This is a genomic window from Pseudomonas linyingensis (assembly GCF_900109175.1).
GTDB classification, from domain to species: Bacteria; Pseudomonadota; Gammaproteobacteria; order Pseudomonadales; family Pseudomonadaceae; genus Geopseudomonas; species Geopseudomonas linyingensis.
Window position 1 is genome coordinate 59,950 of the sequence record NZ_FNZE01000019.1, and the last position, 17,074, is coordinate 77,023.

18 protein-coding genes and 1 tRNA gene are annotated in these 17,074 nt (G+C 67.0%); 1 reads left to right on the forward strand and 18 read right to left on the reverse strand.

Features of this window, described 5'->3' with window-relative positions:
• Positions 1–25: 25 nt before the first annotated feature.
• The 11 genes from BMZ19_RS19035 to BMZ19_RS19085 all read right to left on the reverse strand — a co-directional run bounded on the left by BMZ19_RS19035 (position 26) and on the right by BMZ19_RS19085 (position 10,892).
• The gene (locus BMZ19_RS19035) at positions 26–898 is read right to left on the reverse strand and encodes an alpha/beta hydrolase (RefSeq protein ID WP_090313165.1); all 873 of its coding nucleotides are present in this window, start codon (positions 896–898) and stop codon (positions 26–28) included.
• Positions 899–1,271: 373 nt separating this feature from the next.
• Positions 1,272–2,036, reverse strand: coding sequence for a malonate transporter subunit MadM (madM, locus tag BMZ19_RS19040; protein WP_090313192.1), 765 nt, complete (start codon positions 2,034–2,036; stop codon positions 1,272–1,274).
• Positions 2,037–2,044: 8 nt separating this feature from the next.
• Entirely contained in the window at positions 2,045–2,476 is a 432-nt protein-coding gene (gene madL, locus BMZ19_RS19045) for a malonate transporter subunit MadL (RefSeq protein ID WP_090313166.1), read from the reverse strand.
• Between the two features lie 55 nt (positions 2,477–2,531).
• A complete protein-coding gene (gene mdcH, locus BMZ19_RS19050; RefSeq protein WP_090313167.1) occupies positions 2,532–3,467 on the reverse strand; it encodes a malonate decarboxylase subunit epsilon in 936 nt (311 codons plus the stop codon).
• Positions 3,464–4,090, reverse strand: a complete 627-nt coding sequence (locus BMZ19_RS19055) for a malonate decarboxylase holo-ACP synthase (protein ID WP_090313168.1) — start codon at positions 4,088–4,090, stop codon at positions 3,464–3,466. The genes mdcH and BMZ19_RS19055 overlap by 4 nt, the downstream gene beginning before the upstream one ends.
• Positions 4,091–4,106: 16 nt before the next feature.
• Complete coding sequence (gene mdcE, locus BMZ19_RS19060; RefSeq protein WP_090313169.1) at positions 4,107–4,913, reverse strand: biotin-independent malonate decarboxylase subunit gamma; 807 nt, start codon at positions 4,911–4,913, stop codon at positions 4,107–4,109.
• On the reverse strand, positions 4,910–5,761 hold the full coding sequence (locus BMZ19_RS19065; protein ID WP_090313170.1) for a biotin-independent malonate decarboxylase subunit beta: 852 nt from the start codon (positions 5,759–5,761) through the stop codon (positions 4,910–4,912). Before BMZ19_RS19065 ends, mdcE begins: the two co-directional genes overlap by 4 nt.
• Positions 5,754–6,053 (reverse strand): malonate decarboxylase subunit delta, encoded by a 300-nt coding sequence (locus BMZ19_RS19070; RefSeq protein WP_090313171.1) that lies wholly within the window; start codon positions 6,051–6,053, stop codon positions 5,754–5,756. The genes BMZ19_RS19065 and BMZ19_RS19070 overlap by 8 nt, the downstream gene beginning before the upstream one ends.
• Positions 6,054–6,055: 2 nt before the next feature.
• Positions 6,056–6,931, reverse strand: a complete 876-nt coding sequence (locus BMZ19_RS19075; protein WP_090313172.1) for a triphosphoribosyl-dephospho-CoA synthase — start codon at positions 6,929–6,931, stop codon at positions 6,056–6,058.
• Complete coding sequence (gene mdcA, locus BMZ19_RS19080; RefSeq protein WP_090313173.1) at positions 6,931–8,592, reverse strand: malonate decarboxylase subunit alpha; 1,662 nt, start codon at positions 8,590–8,592, stop codon at positions 6,931–6,933. Before mdcA ends, BMZ19_RS19075 begins: the two co-directional genes overlap by 1 nt.
• A 143-nt stretch (positions 8,593–8,735) precedes the next feature.
• Positions 8,736–10,892, reverse strand: a complete 2,157-nt coding sequence (locus tag BMZ19_RS19085; RefSeq protein ID WP_170847811.1) for a TonB-dependent receptor plug domain-containing protein — start codon at positions 10,890–10,892, stop codon at positions 8,736–8,738.
• 301 nt (positions 10,893–11,193) lie between these two features.
• On the opposite strand from BMZ19_RS19085, the gene BMZ19_RS19090 reads away from it, so the two are divergent.
• Entirely contained in the window at positions 11,194–11,523 is a 330-nt protein-coding gene (locus BMZ19_RS19090) for a DUF2790 domain-containing protein (protein ID WP_244517282.1), read from the forward strand.
• A gap of 593 nt (positions 11,524–12,116) precedes the next feature.
• On the opposite strand, the gene BMZ19_RS19095 is transcribed toward BMZ19_RS19090, so the two are convergent.
• The 7 genes from BMZ19_RS19095 to rpmI all read right to left on the reverse strand — a co-directional run bounded on the left by BMZ19_RS19095 (position 12,117) and on the right by rpmI (position 17,029).
• Positions 12,117–12,193 (reverse strand) — tRNA-Pro (locus tag BMZ19_RS19095).
• Positions 12,194–12,267: 74 nt separating this feature from the next.
• Positions 12,268–12,636 (reverse strand): MerR family transcriptional regulator, encoded by a 369-nt coding sequence (locus BMZ19_RS19100; RefSeq protein ID WP_090313175.1) that lies wholly within the window; start codon positions 12,634–12,636, stop codon positions 12,268–12,270.
• Positions 12,611–12,919, reverse strand: coding sequence for an integration host factor subunit alpha (gene ihfA / locus BMZ19_RS19105; protein WP_090313176.1), 309 nt, complete (start codon positions 12,917–12,919; stop codon positions 12,611–12,613). Before ihfA ends, BMZ19_RS19100 begins: the two co-directional genes overlap by 26 nt.
• Positions 12,920–12,922: 3 nt before the next feature.
• Positions 12,923–15,301: a phenylalanine--tRNA ligase subunit beta gene (pheT, locus tag BMZ19_RS19110; protein WP_090313177.1), complete on the reverse strand. Its 2,379-nt coding sequence runs from the start codon at positions 15,299–15,301 to the stop codon at positions 12,923–12,925.
• Between the two features lie 33 nt (positions 15,302–15,334).
• Positions 15,335–16,351, reverse strand: a complete 1,017-nt coding sequence (pheS, locus tag BMZ19_RS19115; protein ID WP_090313178.1) for a phenylalanine--tRNA ligase subunit alpha — start codon at positions 16,349–16,351, stop codon at positions 15,335–15,337.
• Positions 16,352–16,448: 97 nt separating this feature from the next.
• Entirely contained in the window at positions 16,449–16,805 is a 357-nt protein-coding gene (rplT, locus tag BMZ19_RS19120; RefSeq protein WP_090313179.1) for a 50S ribosomal protein L20, read from the reverse strand.
• A 29-nt stretch (positions 16,806–16,834) separates the two neighbouring features.
• On the reverse strand, positions 16,835–17,029 hold the full coding sequence (rpmI, locus tag BMZ19_RS19125) for a 50S ribosomal protein L35 (RefSeq protein ID WP_090215844.1): 195 nt from the start codon (positions 17,027–17,029) through the stop codon (positions 16,835–16,837).
• Between the last annotated feature and the right edge of the window lie 45 nt (positions 17,030–17,074).

Here is a 17,074-nt window from a genome sequence, read left to right on the forward strand (position 1 = left end):
CCTCCGCAAGGAGGCGCCTGCCGTTTCACTCCGCGACCAGTCCCATCAGTTGCAGCAGCGCCCGGTACAGCGGCGTGCCCGGTTGCCCCAGCTCCAGCACCACGTCGAAATGGTTGCGCTCCGGCACCGCCAGCAGGCGACCGGGCAGCCCGCGGCTGCGCCAGGCCCTCAGGTAGTTCGCCGACTGCCGGGCGAACTCCGCCGTCTCCAGCGCGCCGTAGGCGACCACCAGCTCCCCCGCAGCGACCGGCTGACTGAACTGCGGACTGTTGCGCCACGCGGCCGCCTCGTCCAGCTGCATCCAGCCGTTGATGTGGGTGTCCAGCAGCGGGCACAGGTCGAACAGCCCGCTGACCGGCAAGGCGCCGCGCAGCACGTCCCCTGGTAGGCCATGCTCGGCCTGCCAGCCGCCTGCCAGCAGCATGCCGACCAGATGGCCGCCCGCCGAACTGCCGCTGGCGTACAGCCGCTGCGGATCGCCGCCGAACGCGGCGATGTTGCCGTGGACCCAGGCCAGGGCGCGGCGCACCTGGGCGACGATATGGTCGAGGCTCACCGCCGGCGCCAGATCGTAGTCGATCACCACCACGCAGGCTCCGGCCGCGGTCAGCGCCGGCGCCATGAACGCCGAGTCGGCCTTGGACAGCGCCCGCCAGTAGCCGCCGTGAATGAACAGCAGCACGGGGGCATCCGGCCGGCTGGCAGGGAAGATGTCCAGCCGCTCGGCCGCGCCCGGGCCGTAGGCGACATCCTTGAAGCACGGCAGGCTGGCATGGGCGTGGTCGCTGAGCTCGCGGTACAGGCGCGGATACTGCGCGTAGTCGGCCACGCTGGCGCGGGCGTTGTACTGCACGTCGTAGTAGGCGGCCAGGCTGGCCGGCTCGCGGGGGATCGTCATGGGTTGTCTCCTCGTGGCGGCAGCTCGCTTGCCAGGCAGCCCTGCCCGTCCCGCGGACAGGGTCGCGGCATCGAGCAGGATGGGACTGGGCCCGGCATGGCGGGTGAGTTGACGCGTGTGGCTTGTCGATTCGAAGCCGCCCCAAACGCAGGCGCAGCCAAGACTAAGGCGTGCTGCAGGAGCCAATCTATCCGCAGAGGTGGCCAATGCTGGCCATATTTGCTGTCTCAGATCCGCTTGCAATCCGCGCCTTCGGTCTGTTCGCCATCACCTTGGCCGCCGGCCGCATCTGCTGCGGCTGCACCTGCCCGCAGCGCGTGTGGCGAAAGTCAACGGCCCGCACAAGGCGGGCCGCTGACGAAGGCATTGCCGATCAGCCGATCAGGCCGCGCATCACGAAGTAGATCAGCGACGGGCCGAGCAGGCAGCCGAGGGCGGTGTAGAAGGCCGCGGTCAGGCAACCGTAGGGCACCAGCTTCGGGTCGGTGGCCGCCAGGCCGCCGGCCACGCCGCTGGAGGTGCCCATCAGGCCGCCGAAGATCACTGCGGCGCGCGGATTGTTGAGGCCGATGAAGGGTGCGACGAAGGGGGTGGCGACCATAACCACGATGGCCTTGATCAGGCCGGCGGCGATCGACAGCGCCATCACCTCGGAGCTGGCGCCGATGGCCGCGCCGGTCACCGGGCCGACGATGTAGGTCACCGCGCCGGTGCCGATGGTGGTCAGGCTGACAGCATCGGTGTAGCCGAAGGCCAGCGCCACCCCGGCGCCGGCGACGAAGGAGGCGAAGATGCCGACAATCAGTGCCAGCACACCGCTCGCTCCGGCGCGCTTGAGCTCGGCGGGATTGACGCCGAAGCCGGTGGCGATGATGGCGAAGTCGCGCAGCATGGCGCCGCCGAGGATGCCGATGCCGGATAGCAGCGGGATGTCGACCAGGCCCTTCTGCCCGCCGGTGTACAGGCCGCCGACGTAGGACAGCACCAGGCCGATGAGGATGGCGATGGCCGAGCCGTGCAGGCGGCCCTTGGTCAGCTTGGCGGACATCCAGTAGGACAGCCACATGGTCGCGCCGATCACGGCGAAGCCGCTGATCATGCCGTAGCCGTTGAGTACCTTGGTCAGGGATTCGAGGATCATGGCAATCACCGTTGGGCGCAGGAGGTGGCAGGTTTGCTGGCGGGGGCGGCGGGCTTGGCGTCAGGCTCCGGGGTCACTTCGTCCTTGCGGCCGAGGCGGTCGAGCACCGGCACCAGGGCGAAACTCAGGCTGACTGCCGCCAGGCCGGCGAGGATCGCCACCGGGCCGCTGGACAGCGCGCCGAGCACGTTCTGCTGGGCAGCCATGGCGACCACGATGGGAATGTAGATGGCGCTCCAGAACTCGATGCCCTGCTCGGTCTTGCCGGCCAGCAGGCCGCGCTTGCTGAGCCAGCTGCCGCCGAAGATCAGCAGGATCATGGCGATGCCGACACCGCCGACGTTGGAGGGCACACCGAGGAGGACGCCGAGCAGGTCGCCGATGAACAGACCGACCAGCGTGCAGATGGACAGCAGGGCTACACCGTAGATGATCATTTTTATTGTCCTGTATGGATCGAAGTTGTTGTTCTTGTGCTTCGCGAAGGGGCTGTCAGCGGTCGGCGCAGCCCTCCTCGCGCAGCAGCGCGACCAGGGTGTCGAGACGGGCGCCCTGGAAGGCAGCCACGGTTCCCTGTCTCATGACCCGCCGCGCCAGTCCGCTGAGGACCGTGCCCGGAGGCAGTTCGATGTGCAGGCGCACGCCCCGTTCCCAGGCGTTGCGCAGGGTGCCCTGCCAGTCGACCAGGCGGCACATGTTGAAGGCCAGGTCGTCGCGCAGGGCGTCCGGGTCCATGACCAGGCGCGCCGAGCTGCTACTGAGATAACGCAGCGCCGGCCGGCACAGTTCCACCGCCGCGAAGGCCTCGGCCAGTTGCGCGGCGGGCGCCTCCAGCAGCGCGCAGTGCGAGGGCACGCTGACCGCCAGGCGCTTGACCGCGCCGGCGCCCAGCGCCCAGGCCCGTGCGCCGACCGCTGCCATGGCCGCCTCGCTGCCGGCGATCACCAGCTGGTTGGCGGCGTTGACGTTGGCCAGGTACACCGGGCGGTCGGCGCCGTGGACCTCGGCCAGCAGGCCCTCCACCACCGCCCGCTCGAGGCCGAGGATGGCAGTCATGCCGTAGCCCTCGGGCCAGGCGCGCTCCATCAGTTCGCCGCGCAGGGCGACCAGGCGCACCGCGTCGGCGAACTGCAGCGCCCCGGCGGTCACCGCCGCCGCCCAGGCGCCGATCGACAGCCCGGCCACGTAGTCCGGCCGTGCGCCGCGCGCCAGCAGCAGGCGGGCGCCGGACACCCCGGCGAGCAGCAGGCACAGCTGCACGGCGCGGGTGGAACGCAAGGCTTTCTCACTATCCAGCGCCAGCACGTCCTCGTCCAGCACCGCGCTGGCCTCGCGCAGACAGGCGGCCACCTCGGGCGCGTCCGGCAACTGGTGGAGCATGCCCGGCTGCTGGGCGCCCTGGCCGGGGAAGGCGAACAGACTGCTCATGCCGCCACCTCCTGCCAGGGATCGCCGACCAGCAGCGGGCCGTGATTGGTCTTGAGCAGCACCTGCGGCGCCGGGCCCGCCCACTCGCGCAGGGCGATGGCGCCCGCCGGGGTTTCCACTTGCAGATCGACCCGGCACAGGGCGCGGTCGAGCAGGGCCAGCAGTTCGGCGGCAACCGTGCGCTCCAGCGGCTGCGGCGCGCGCAGCAGCAGGTCGAGGTCGCTGTTGGCGTGCAGCACCGCCACGCCGGTGGCCAACTGGTAACCGGCGCCGCCGGTGACGCCCCAGCTCAGCGCCAGGGCGTCCAGCTGCGGCGCCAGCCAGGCCAGCGCGCGCAGGGCCGGCCAGGCATCCTGCCCTGCCCCGGCTTCGGTCAGTTGCTCCGGCGCCACCCGGCGGCTGATCGCCGCCAGCGGCATACAGCTGGCGTAGCGCTGCTCGCGGCCGCGGCCGCGCACGCCCACCGCGACCTGGCCGGCCGGCGCCGGGCCGCGACGCACCACCACCGGCTGGGCGGCGGCGAGCACCTCGCGCGCCCAGTCCGGCGCGCCGGCGTCGAGCTGCGCGGCGCTCATGCCCCAGAGCAGGTCGTGGGCGTGCGGCTGGAAGTCGATGGCAGGCATGGACGTGTCCTCCCGGTTACCACTGCGCGCGCAGCAGCTCGCGCACGCGCTGCGAGGCGGCGCGGTTGGCGGCGCCGAGGCGGCCGCGCAGATCCGTGCCATTGGTGCGGATGTCGGCCTGGGCCTGCTCCAGGCAGGCCTGCACCCGCGCCAGGTCGTCGCCCTGCGGCGTCTCGATGGCCTCCACGCTCAGGGTTTCCCAGAGCAGGCCGAGGCTGGCGTAGCTGTCGAGGTCGTAGGCCATCGGCGGCACCTTGGCGGCGAAGGCTTCCAGTTCGTCGACCGTGCGCAGGGTGACCCGCGCGGCGGACTCCTTGCCCATGGCGTGGACCATCACCCCCGGATCGCGCAGGGCGACGATGCGGTTGGCCTGGTAGCCGTGGGCGAGGAAGGCGCCGGACATGGCCTTGCCGACCAGCAGGGCGATCACCGGATGGCCGGCCAGCCGGGCGCGGGCGTAGCCGTCCACCGCGCCGGCCAGCGCCTGGTGGATGCCGAGCGCCTCCTCGCGGCGACCGTAGGCCTGGCTGGGCACGTCGACCACGGCGACCACCGCGCGCTTCACCGGCGCGTCGCGGTCGGCCTCGATCACCTCGTCCAAGGCGCAGCCGAGGCTCCAGCCTTCCAGCAGGCCGACCTCGCCGCTGCGGGCGCGCGGGAAGCGGTTCTGCGCATCCGGCACCACGGCGATGTAGCGGGCCGGCTGGCCGCCGAGGGCGGCGTCGACCACGCGCACCGAGGCCGGGTAGCCCGACTGCTCGGCGGCGCCGGCGGTGAGGGCGCGCAGCCAGTTCAGGCCGCGTTGCGAGAGGACGTTGCTCATGCCTGATCTCCTTGGTAGAGGGCGCGCACGGAGGCGGCGTCGGCCTGCGGTGCGGCATCAAAACGCGCGAGCAGGTCGAGAAAGCGGGCGTACTGGCGGCTGCGCGGCAGCGCCTCGCCCGGCTGTTCGAGGGTTTGCAGCAGGCACTCGCGGATCACACTCACCTCGTCGGCGAGGTAGGCGTCGACCAGGCCGCAGGCGGCGCGCTGCTCGCCGCCGGTGAGGCTCCAGATGAACGGGCGGTCGCGCGAGTCGTACTCGTCGAGGCCGGCCTCCTGCTCGATCACCTGCGGGCCGTTGAGGCCCAGGCGCGCCTCGCGGGTCACCAGCAGGTGGCTGCACAGGCCGGCGGCGATCGACATGCCGCCGAAGCAGCCCACCGGACCGGCGACCACGCCGATCACCGGCTGGTACTGGCGCACCTCGACGATGGCGGCCTGCACCTCGGCGATGGCGGCCAGACCCAGGTTGGCTTCCTGCAGGCGCACGCCGCCGGTTTCCAGCAGCAGCACGGCGGCGGTGGGGATGCCGTTGCGATTGTCCTCGGCGGCCAGCTCCAGCGCGCCGGCCAGCTTGGCGCCGCCGACCTCGCCGAGGCTGCCGCCCTGGAAGTTGCCCTCGATGGCGGCGATCACCACGGGGCGACCGCCGATACTGCCCTTGGCCACCACCACGCCGTCGTCGGCCTGGGCGACTATGCCCTGGGCCTCCAGCCACGGCGACTTGACCCGGGCGAAGGGGTCGAGCAGATCGCGCAGGCTGCCCTGATCGAGCAGCGCGGCCGCGCGCTGGCGGGCGCCGAGTTCGACGAAGCTGCGGCTGTGCAGCAGTGCATTCAGGTCAGACATCGCTCACCTCCTCCAGCGCCTGCTCAAGACGCAGCCGCACCACACCGGGGGTGGCGCCGAAATCGTGGATATCGACGTTCAGGGCCGGTGGGTTGGCGCCGGCGAACATGCGTTCGAACAGGTGGCGCCAGCGCTCGGCGCTGCCGTTCACCGAGGTGACCACCTGGATGTTCAGGCTGCCGGCCTGGCCGGGCTCGAGCAGCACTTCCAGGTCGCCGGAACCGACGCAGCCCACCTGGGCGCGCCGGCTTGCCGGCAGGCCGGCGGGAAAGGCAAAGGACAGGGTTTCCATGTTCACAGGCTCCCAATCTGCGCCCGGAGCGTCGGCTCCAGGCGGTCGAGGAATAAAGTCACGGCGAGCAGATCGGCTGCACCGCCGGGCGAGGCATTCAGCCTCAATAGATGGCACTCGAGATCCTTGAGCCGGCGGCGGCCGGCCAGGCTGGCGCTGCCGCCCGCCTCCAGCACCGCGCGGGCGCCGTCCTGCATGCAGGACAGCCCCTCGACGCCAGCGCGATGCAGCACGCAGGTGTCGTCGAGCCGGGCCATGATCGCCAGCAGTGCATCCAGCCGGGCGTGGCTCTCCCCGGCGCCGGCGGCGCGGCTGCGCTGCAGCTGCGGCAGGCCGTGGTGCAGCGCGCCGGGGAAGCCGGCCTGCGCCTCGGCGCGGGCGCCGCCGACGCCGTAGCGCTGGCGCACCCGCTCGCCGTTGCTTGGCGCACGCGCCGGCACATGGCGATCCTTCAGGCAGGCCAGGCGCGCGGCGCGCAGGGCCACCGCGCCAATGGCGGGGCGGTCGACCTGGGCGGCGGCGGTGACCAAGAGGCCCAGCGCCCAGATCGCCCCGCGGTGGGTATTGACCCCGCCGGTGACCGCGAGCATCTGCGCCTCGCCGTCGCGGCCGAGGCGACCGAGGGTCTCGCGCAGGGCTACATCTACCTGTCCGGCGGCCTGGCCGGCGGCGGCCATGGCGTGGAAGGTAGACCACAGCGAACAGGCCGAGGCGTGCATCAGCTCCAGGCTCAGGTCGAGGTGGGCGCCGCTGCCGCGGCGGTCGACCAGCGCCGGCTTGGGCGACAGTTCGGCCTCGTCGATCAGCGCCTCGACGGCGAGATCGGCGAGCTGCTCGGCCACGCTCAGGCGCGGGCGAACGGCAATTTGTGCGTTCATCACCAGCTCCTGAACTTGGCGGGCGGGTTGTAGAGGCCGCCGGACCAGTCGACCAGCTCGGCGATGCTCTTGGCGGCGAGCAGTTCGCGGCTGGCGTCGGTGCGGCGGATGCCCAAGTCCTCCGGCAGGGCGATCAGCCCCTCGCGGCGCATGCGCTCGGTGTCCTTCGGATCGTGGCGCAGGCCGATGCTGGTGACCCCGGCCACCGCGGCGATCATCGCCTGGCGCTCCTCCAGCGAGCGCGCCTTGTACAGGTAGGCGATGCCCTCCTCGGTGAGCAGGTGGGTGACGTCGTCGCCGTAGATCATCACCGGCGCCAGCGGCATGCCGACCTTGCGCGCCACCTCCACCGCGTCGAGCTGCTCGACGAAGGTGGGTTTGCCACCCTCCTGGTAGGTCTCGACCATCTGCACCACCAGCTTCCTGCCGCGCTCGAGCATCGTCACCGGCGTGGTCATGTCCAGCCACGCCGGGGTGGCGTGGCGGCGGCCGCGCGGGTCGTGGCCCATGTTCGGCGCGCCGCCGAAGCCGGCCAGGCGGCCGCGGGTGACGGTGGAGGAATGGCCGTCGCCGTCCACCTGCAGGGTGGCGCCGATGAACAGGTCGACCGCGTACTGGCCGGCCAGCTGGCACATCATGCGGTTGGAGCGCAGGGAGCCGTCGCGGCCGGTGAAGAACACGTCCGGGCGCGCCGCCACGTAGTTCTCCATGCCCAGCTCGGTGCCGAAGCAGTGCACGCTCTCCACCCAGCCGGTCTCGATGGCCGGGATCAGGGTCGGATGCGGGTTGAGGGTCCAGTTGCGGCAGATCTTGCCCTTGAGGCCGAGGCGCTCGCCGTAGGTCGGCAGGATCAGCTCGATGGCCGCGGTGTTGAAGCCGATGCCGTGGTTGAGCGACTGCACCTTGTGCTTCTCGTAGATGCCGCGAATCGCCATCATCGCCATCAGCACGTGCACCGGCTTGATGTGGCGCGGATCGCGGGTGAACAGCGGCTCGATGTAGAACGGCTTGTCGGCCTGCACCACGAAGTCGACCCAGCTGGCCGGGATGTCCACGCGCGGCAGGTCGCGCACGTCGTCGACGATCTCGTTGACCTGGACGATGACGATGCCGTCGCTGAACGCCGCCGCCTCGACCAGCGCCGGGGTGTCCTCGGTGCTCGGCCCGGTGTAGATGTTGCCCGCGCGGTCAGCCTTGAAGCCGGCGACCAGGGCGACGTTGGGGATCAGGTCGACCAGCAGGCGCGAGTACAGCTCGATGTAGGTGTGGATGGCACCGACCTCGAGCAGGCCGTCCTCCATCAGCTGGCCGATGCGCAGGCTCTGCGGGCCGGCGAAGGAGAAGTCGAGCTTGCGGGCGATGCCGCGCTCGAACAGGTCGAGATGCTCGCTGCGGCTGACGCTGGGCATCAGCATGTGCAGGTCGTGCAGCTTGCCCGGATCGGCCTTGGCCAGCGAGCGGGAGAGGAAGTCGGCCTGCTTCTGGTTGTTGCCTTCCAGCACCACGCGATCACCGGGGGCGATCAGCGCTTCCAGGGCGGCGACGATCTTGTCGGTCGGCAGGACCACACCGTCGGCCAGATGGCGCACCTGGGCGAGGCGGCGCTGCTTCTCGCTGCGCCGGCGCGACCACTGCGGCGGGGGGGAAATTGTTGTTGTCATGGCTACTCCACGAGGTTCCGCTGTCGTGGAGTCACGGTAGGGTTTTGGCAGGGGGGCGTTCAATCAAGCAAGGAGGCTGATCGTTACTCTCAGGTTAACGATTTGCAGGGCATCCGCCACCGCCTGCTCCCGTAGCGACCGCTCTAGAACGCCACCTGTGCGCTGAAGTAAACCTGTCGGCGGTCGTCGTAGAGGTTTTCCCGCCAGGTCAGCGCTTCATCATCCAGCCGCTGCTGCAGCACGCCCGCCAGCTCGAGCTCGGTACTGCCCAGGCTGAAGCGCTTGGCCAGGCGCAGGTCGAGCCGCTCGAAGCGACGCTCGTTGAGCAGGTCGGCGCCGTAATAGAAGAGCCCGCTCGACCAGCCTCGCCCCCAGTCGCGCATCCAACCGCCGGAGCCGCTGTAGCGCGCGGTCAGGCGGCGGTCGCTCTTGTGCGAGGCATCGAAGTCGACATAGGCGTAGGTCAGGCGCAGGCGATCGCGCATGCCGAGCTGCCAGTCGATCTCGGTCTCGGCGCCGCGGAACCACATCCAGTTGCTGTTGGTGGGGCGGAAGTCCTGGACGTCCAGCGGCTCGCTGATCATGCGGTGGAGTTCGTCGTTGAACACCTTGATGTCGACGCTCAGGCCGAAATCGAAGTGGCCGTTGTAGCCGATTTCCCGCGAACGCATGATCTCCTGGTCGAGATCGCCCGGGCCGGTGGCGTAGGCAAAGCCATAGGCGGAGTCACGCCCGGCGAGGCCGGTCACATTGCTCAGCCGGTAGCGCCAGTCGACATTGTTCTCCTGCATGTCCGGCGAGCGAATGGCCTCCGAGTAGACGAAACGCAGGCCGTGGCGCGGGGTGATCAGATAGTTGAGCGCCACCCGCGGCGTCAGCGTTTCGCCGCTGAGCTTGTCGCTTTCGTACATCGCGCCCCCCTGCAGCACGATGTGCTCGGTCAGATACCACTCCAGGTGGCCGAACAGCCGGCCGATGTCGTTGCTGATGCGGCCGTTGAAGTAGGTCTGCGAGTCGCTGCGGTCGTGGCGATAGCCGATGCCGCTGAGCAGGCGCAGGTTGTCGGTCAGGCTGAGGGTGTCCTGCACTTCCAGGTCGTAGCGGGTCTCATCGATGTCCTGGTTGGTGTCGCCGCACACCGCGTTGCGCGTCGTTGGGTCGTCGTAGAACTTGTTCATGATAGCGAAGCCCAGCACCTCTTCTTCCGCGGTGCCGGGCGGCGGAGACGGCACCCTGAAGTCGAGTTCCTCGCCGATATCGAGGTAATCCGCGACGTCCGAGGCATATTCGGGGTTCATGGCGAACAGCCGGGCCACGTCGGGATCGAAGGCCAGCGCGACATCGCAGGTCCGCCAGCTCTGGCGGCGCTCCCAGCGCTGCGCATACATCTGCACCTGCACGCTGTGCCCCGGGTCGAGGTCGACATTCCAGCGCAGCGAGCCGGCAAAGTCGCGTGCGGTGACATCCTTGTCGATGTCGCCCGGCTCGACAATGTTTTCCAACATCGGTTCGTCTTCGAAATCGTAGTTGCGCTGGTTGCTGCCCTCCTTGGCCGCCAGTTGCCAGTCCAGGGTCTGGCTGTCTGTCAGGCTGTGGCTGGCGCTCAGCTGCATGCGCGTGCTGCGCCGGCTGTCGCGGTACTTCTCGCCCCAGTCGGTGTGGTGGAAGCCGTTGTCCTCCTGCCCGGACAGCGACAGGCGAAAATCACCACTGCCGGCGCGAAAGCCCTCGCTGGCGTACCAGTCGTCGACGCCGCGCTCGCCGCGGGTGTACTTCAGGCGGGTGCCCTGACTGTCGACCGGGCGACGGCTGGTGATGCTGATCACCCCCATCAGGGCGTTGGCGCCGTAGCTGACGGTGTTGGGGCCGCGGAACACCTCGATGCGCTCGATGTCCTCGATGGCCAGCGGGATGTCGCCCCAGTCCACGGTGGCGAGACCGGGGCGATACACCGAGCGGCCGTCGACCAGCACCTGCAGACGGCGCGCCTCGGTGGCCCGGCTGCCGTGATAGTTGACCGTGGCCAGATTGCCCTTGGCGTAGCCGCTGTAGCCAACCATCATCCCCGGCACCAGACGCAGCAGCTCGGGAATATCGCGCGCGCCGCTGGCCTGGATCAGCCCCCGATCGAGCACCGTGACACTGCCCGGTACCGCCGCCGGCGATTGTTTGAGGCGGGTGGCGGTGAGCACTTCGGGCAGTTCGTCGCTGTCCATAAACAGATCGGCGGCCCACCCGGCGGGGCTGGAGAGCAGGCATGGCAGCAACGTGAGCAGAGCGAAACGGCGGGAAGCGGGCACGGCGTGATCTTTGCGGGCGAGTCAAGGGGGCGGGGATTCTAGCCGAATGCGCCGTCCACCGTCTGTGGCGAGAAGACCATTGCAGCAAGCCCCCGGCGTCGCATGTCGCATGTGCGCGCGGCTGGCAAGGATCGGGCAGAAGCGGACGAACGGGCACGCCTACGAAAGCATGACAAATTGAGTCTGCTAACGTTACGACTAACGGAACTTCTGTAGGGCTACTTGCTGGCTGATATCGAGCCCGGCACCCTGCACTGAATAGTCATCATGGAGCCCGATTCCTGCTTTCAGGAGGTATCTCATGAAGATTCTGAATAGACGGCCAGTGCAGCTGTGCTGTGCCATAGCCATGATTTCAGCTGTTTCAGCTGTATCCGTGGTCACCGCCGAAACCGACCCTGCGCCCCCGCTGGTCGTGATGAAGGGGGTCAAGGACGTGCAAACACCTGAATTCAAAGAGTATCAATACGGAATGCCCTTGGACATTTCAAAAGTGGTCAAGATGGAGTACTTCCCTCCTGAAGAGAAGTTCTGCGGAGTCATTCCAGCAGCCATGACCTATGAGGACTCCAAGGGAGTAAAACATGGACTTGTTTACCTGTATCCGGAGACTTCCGGGTGCACCAATTAATGACCCTTACACAGACCGGTTGACTACTCTGGGCTGACTTCTGCCCTTCGCGACACGGGCGAAAACAGCTGCAACCGAGCTGTGAACGCATACCAACGACCGGCGCAGCTGCGGCTGCCCCGGTCGGTAGTGAGTGAGTCAGCCCCCTCCCCTCAACGTCCCCTTCAGCACCTTGTTCGATGTATTCATCGGCAGCGAATCGAAGAAGCGTACCAACCGCAGCCCCGCCTTGTAGTTTGTAGTTGGCCATGCGCTCGTCGGACACGCCGCTCACCACAACCTGTGGCGATGGGCGCGGTACTCAATACCCTGCCCGAGTACCAACGCCCCCGAATGGAGGATGCGAAGGGAATGGGCAAGAGCTACGCCGTGCGGATCACAGCTTTGGCGAGTAAAAGCGATGTGATGGAGAGGTTCGATCCAGTAGGGCATGCTGGACCGGATGACCATGGGGGCGACAAACGTCGCTCGAGGCAACCAATCTCAATTGGCAACCAATTGGTAGCCAGGCCGGTTATTTTTTGACCATAGCAAACACAACAGGCATAAAAAAAGCCCAAGCACTGTAAGTGCTTGGGCTTTTTAGGGTATTTTGGTCGGGACGGAGTGATTCGAACACTCGACCCCTTGCACCCCATGCAAGTGCGCTACCGGGCTGCGCTACGCCCCGACATGTTTCCAAACATCTGGAAACGAAGTGGACTATACACTAAGCTTCTGAATTGTGGAAGTTTTTTTGGAGATTCACAGTGGTCTGCGGAGGACCCGCAGCACATCCTCCAGCTCGACAATCATTTGCCTGATCAGTTGGCGGTACGGGGTGCTGTCATCCCGCACATCCTCGCTGGACAGCCGCTGACGCGCACCACCGATGGTGAAACCCTGCTCGTAGAGGAGTGCCCGGATCTGGCGGATCATCAGCACATCCTGCTGCTGATAGTAGCGGCGATTACCCGCGCGCTTGACCGGATTGAGCTGAGGAAACTCCTGCTCCCAGTAGCGCAGCACATGCGGCTTGACCGAACACAGCTCGCTCACTTCACCAATGGTGAAATAGCGTCTACCGGGAATCGGTGGCAGCTCGTCGTTATGGCTTGGATTCAGGTTCGACATGGGCCTCGACTCGCGCCTTGAGCTTCTGCCCAGGTCGGAAGGTCACCACGCGACGAGCGGTGATGGGGATTTCCTCGCCCGTCTTGGGATTGCGTCCCGGCCGCTGGCGCTTGTCGCGCAGGTCGAAGTTGCCGAAACCGGACAACTTGACCTGCTCGTTGTGCTCCAACGCCTGACGAATTTCCTCGAAGAACAGCTCGACCAGCTCCTTGGCTTCACGCTTGTTCAGGCCCAACTCCTCATGGAGGCGTTCGGCGATCTCGGCTTTCGTCAGGGCCTTCATACGCTACTTCCTTAACGTGGCTTGGAACCTTTCTCCCAGTGAAGCAATGATTCTTTGCAGGTTTTCATTGACTTCTTCATCGTTAAGAGTGCGCGATGGATGCTGCCAGGTCAAGCCGACTGCCAGACTTTTGCTAAGCGGATCAATACCTTTGCCCTGATAGACGTCGAACAGCCTCAGGTCGGTGAGGTATTCGCCCGCCTGGGCGCGAATCTCGGCCAGCATGCTTTCGGCCGACACCTCGCGACTCACCAGCAGCGCCAAGTCACGGCGCACTTCGGGGAAGCGCGACAACTCGCGAAACTGCGGTAGACGACCGGCAGCGACTTCGGCCAGCACCAGCTCGAAGAGGAACACCGGCTGATCCAGACCCAGGGTCTTGGCCAGCTCCGGATGCAGCGCCCCCATGAAGCCGACCAGCTGGCCGTCGCGCTCGATGCGCGCGGTCTGTCCCGGATGCAGAGCCGGGTGCTCGCCCGGAACGAAACTGAAGGCGGCGCCGGCACCGGCGTAGTTCAGCAGCGCCTCGACATCAGCTTTAAGGTCGTAGAAGTCCACGGCTTCGCGACCGTTGGCCCAGGCTTCCGGCAGACGGCTACCACAGAGTACGCCGGCGAGCATGGCTTCCTGCTTGAGCTCGTCGAGCTGGCCGACGAAGCGCAGGCCGGACTCGAACAGGCGTACACGAGCCTGCTGGCGGTTGAGGTTGTGCTGCAACGCCTTGACCAGTCCCGGCCACAGCGAGGCGCGCATGGCGGCCAAGTCGGCGGAGATCGGGTTGGCCAGGGTCAGCGGCTGCACGCCCGGGTGGAACAGCTCGAACCACTTGGGATCGATGAAGCTGAAGGTGATAGCTTCCTGGTAGCCACGGGCGACCAGCAGACGGCGCAGCTGGCCGAGCTCGGCGCGCGCCTCGCTCTGCGGCTGCGGCGCCAGGCGGGCCTGCGGGTAGCGCACCGGCAGACGGTTGTAGCCGTACAGACGGGCCAGCTCCTCGATCAGGTCCACCTCGATGGACAGGTCGAAGCGGTGGCTGGGGATTTCCACCTGCCACTGCCCTGCCCCATTGGCAGCGACCTTGAGGCCCAACGCGACGAGCAGACGCTCGACTTCGGCAGCCGGCAGCTCGAGACCGAGCATCTGCTCGATGCGCTCGGCACGCAGGGTGACGGGAGCTAGCCGCGGCAGATCGGCGGCGCTGACCGCCTCGACGATCGGACCCGGCTCGCCGCCGACAATTTCCAGCAGCAGCGCGGTGGCGCGCTCCATGGCCTCGCGGGCCAGCTGCGAGTCGACGCCACGTTCGAAACGGTGCGAGGCATCGGTGTGCAGGCCGTACGAGCGGGCCTTGCCGGCGATGGCGATGGTGTCGAAGAAGGCGCTCTCGAGGAACAGGTCGCGGGTGTTGGCGGCGACGCCACTGTGCTCGCCCCCCATCACACCGGCGATAGCCAGGGCGCGCTCGTGGTCGGCGATCACCAGGGTGTCGGGGCGCAGGGTCACTTCCTGGCCGTCCAGCAGCACCAGCTTCTCGCCAGCCTCCGCCATGCGCACGCGGATGCCGCCCTTGATCTCGGCAAGATCGAAGGCATGCATCGGCTGGCCCAGCTCAAGCATCACGTAGTTGGTCACGTCGACTGCCGGGTCGATGGCGCGCACGTCGGAACGGCGCAGACGCTCGACCATCCACAGCGGAGTCGGGCGCGACAGGTCGACGTTGCGGATCACCCGGCCGAGGTAGCGCGGGCAGGCCTGGCTGGCCAGCACTTCGACGTTGCGCACTTCGTCATGCACCGCCGCTACCGCGGCAATGACCGGGCGGGTCACCGGAGCATCGTACAGAGCACCAACTTCACGGGCCAGACCGACAACCGACAGGCAGTCGCCGCGGTTGGGGGTCAGGTCGACCTCGATGCTGGCATCGTCGAGGTTGAGGTAGCTGCGAATGTCCTCGCCCACCGGCGCATCGGCGGCCAGCTCGAGCAGGCCGTCGTTTTCTTCGCTGATCTGCAGTTCGGCGGCCGAGCAGAGCATGCCGAAGGACTCGACGCCGCGCAGCTTGGCCTTCTTGATCTTGAAGTCCTCGCCCAGCACCGCGCCGATCATGGCGAAGGGGATCCTGATACCCGGGCGGGCATTGGGCGCACCGCAGACCACCTGGAAGGTTTCGCTGCCGTTGCTCACCTGGCAGACGCGCAGCTTGTCGGCGTCCGGGTGCTGCTCGGTGGCAAGGATCTCGCCGACCACCACGCCTCTGAATGCGCCGGCTGCCGGGGTGACGCTGTCCACCTCGAGGCCGGCCATGGACAGGCGGGCCACCAGTTCATCGCGCGCAACCTGCGGGTTAACCCAGGTACGCAGCCATTGTTCGCTGAATTTCATTCTGTTCTCCTGAAATCTCGTTGACCGGTCGACCTAGCGGAATTGCGCAAGGAAGCGCAGGTCGTTGTCGAAGAACAGACGCAAGTCGTTGACGCCGTAACGCAGCATGGCCAGACGCTCGACGCCCATGCCGAAGGCGAAGCCGGAGTACTTTTCGGGGTCGATGCCGGACATGCGCAGCACGTTCGGGTGGACCATGCCGCAGCCCATGACTTCCAGCCAGCCGGTCTGCTTGCACACGCGGCAGCCCTTGCCGTTGCACATCACGCACTGCATGTCGACTTCGGCCGACGGCTCGGTGAAGGGGAAGAACGACGGACGGAAGCGCACGCCCAGAGGCTTCTCGAAGAACACGCGGAGGAACTCCTCGATGGTGCCCTTGAGGTCGGCAAAGCTGATGTTCTCGTCGACCAGCAGACCTTCGACCTGGTGGAACATCGGCGAGTGGGTGATATCGGAGTCGCAGCGGTACACGCGGCCAGGGCAGACGATGCGGATCGGCGGCTGGGTCGACTCCATGGTGCGCACCTGGACCGGCGAGGTGTGGGTACGCAGCAGCATGTTGGCATTGAAATAGAAGGTGTCGTGCATCGCCCGGGCCGGGTGGTGGCCGGGGATGTTGAGCGCCTCGAAGTTGTGGTGGTCGTCTTCGACTTCCGGACCTTCGGCGACGTTGTAGCCGATATGGGTGAAGAACTGCTCGACGCGCTCAAGGGTGCGAGTCACCGGGTGCAGGCCGCCGGAGGCCTGGCCGCGACCGGGCAGGGTCACGTCGATGCGTTCGGCCGCCAGCTTGGCTGCCAGCGCTGCGGACTCGAGGTCGGCCTTGCGCGCATTGAGGGCATCCTGAACGCTGGTCTTGGCGGCATTGATCAGGGCGCCCGCCTGCGGACGCTCCTCGGCGGAGAGCTTGCCCAGGGTCTGCATGAGCTGGGTCAGCTCGCCCTTCTTGCCAAGGTAATGAACCCGGAGCTGCTCCAGGGCATTCACATCTTCGGTGTGTCGCACGGCCTCCAGGGCTTGGGAGACCAGCGCATCCAGGTTTTCCATGTACAAACTCCAGATACAAAATAGGGGAAGGGCACAAAGGCCCTTCCCCTATTGGTGACGTTGCCCGGACCAGAAGGTCCGATGATTGTCGTGGGGCTTAGGCCAGAACGGCTTTGGCTTTCTCGACAATCGCAGCAAACGCCGCTTTTTCGTTCACTGCCAGATCGGCCAGAACCTTGCGGTCGATCTCGATGGAGGCCTTCTTCAGACCCGCGATCAGACGGCTGTAGGACAGACCGTTGACGCGCGCACCCGCATTGATACGGGCGATCCACAGAGCGCGGAACTGACGCTTCTTCTGACGGCGGTCGCGGTAGGCGTACTGGCCTGCCTTGATTACCGCCTGCTTGGCAACGCGGAACACGCGCGAGCGTGCACCGTAGTAGCCTTTGGCGAGCTTCAGAATCTTCTTGTGACGACGACGGGCGATGACGCCACGCTTAACACGAGCCATGTTGTAACCTCTTGATTATCTTGACCAGATCAACGAACGCGCAGCATGCGCTCTACTTTGGCAACGTCGGATGCATGCATCAGCGAGGTGCCGCGCAGCTGACGCTTACGCTTGGTAGTCATCTTGGTCAGGATGTGGCTCTTGAAAGCGTGCTTGTGCTTGAAGCCGTTTGCAGTCGGCTTGAAGCGCTTCTTGGCACCGCTCTTGGTTTTCATCTTTGGCATGTTTAGTACTCCGCATTCAGTGATTACGCATAACCGCAAGGCCTG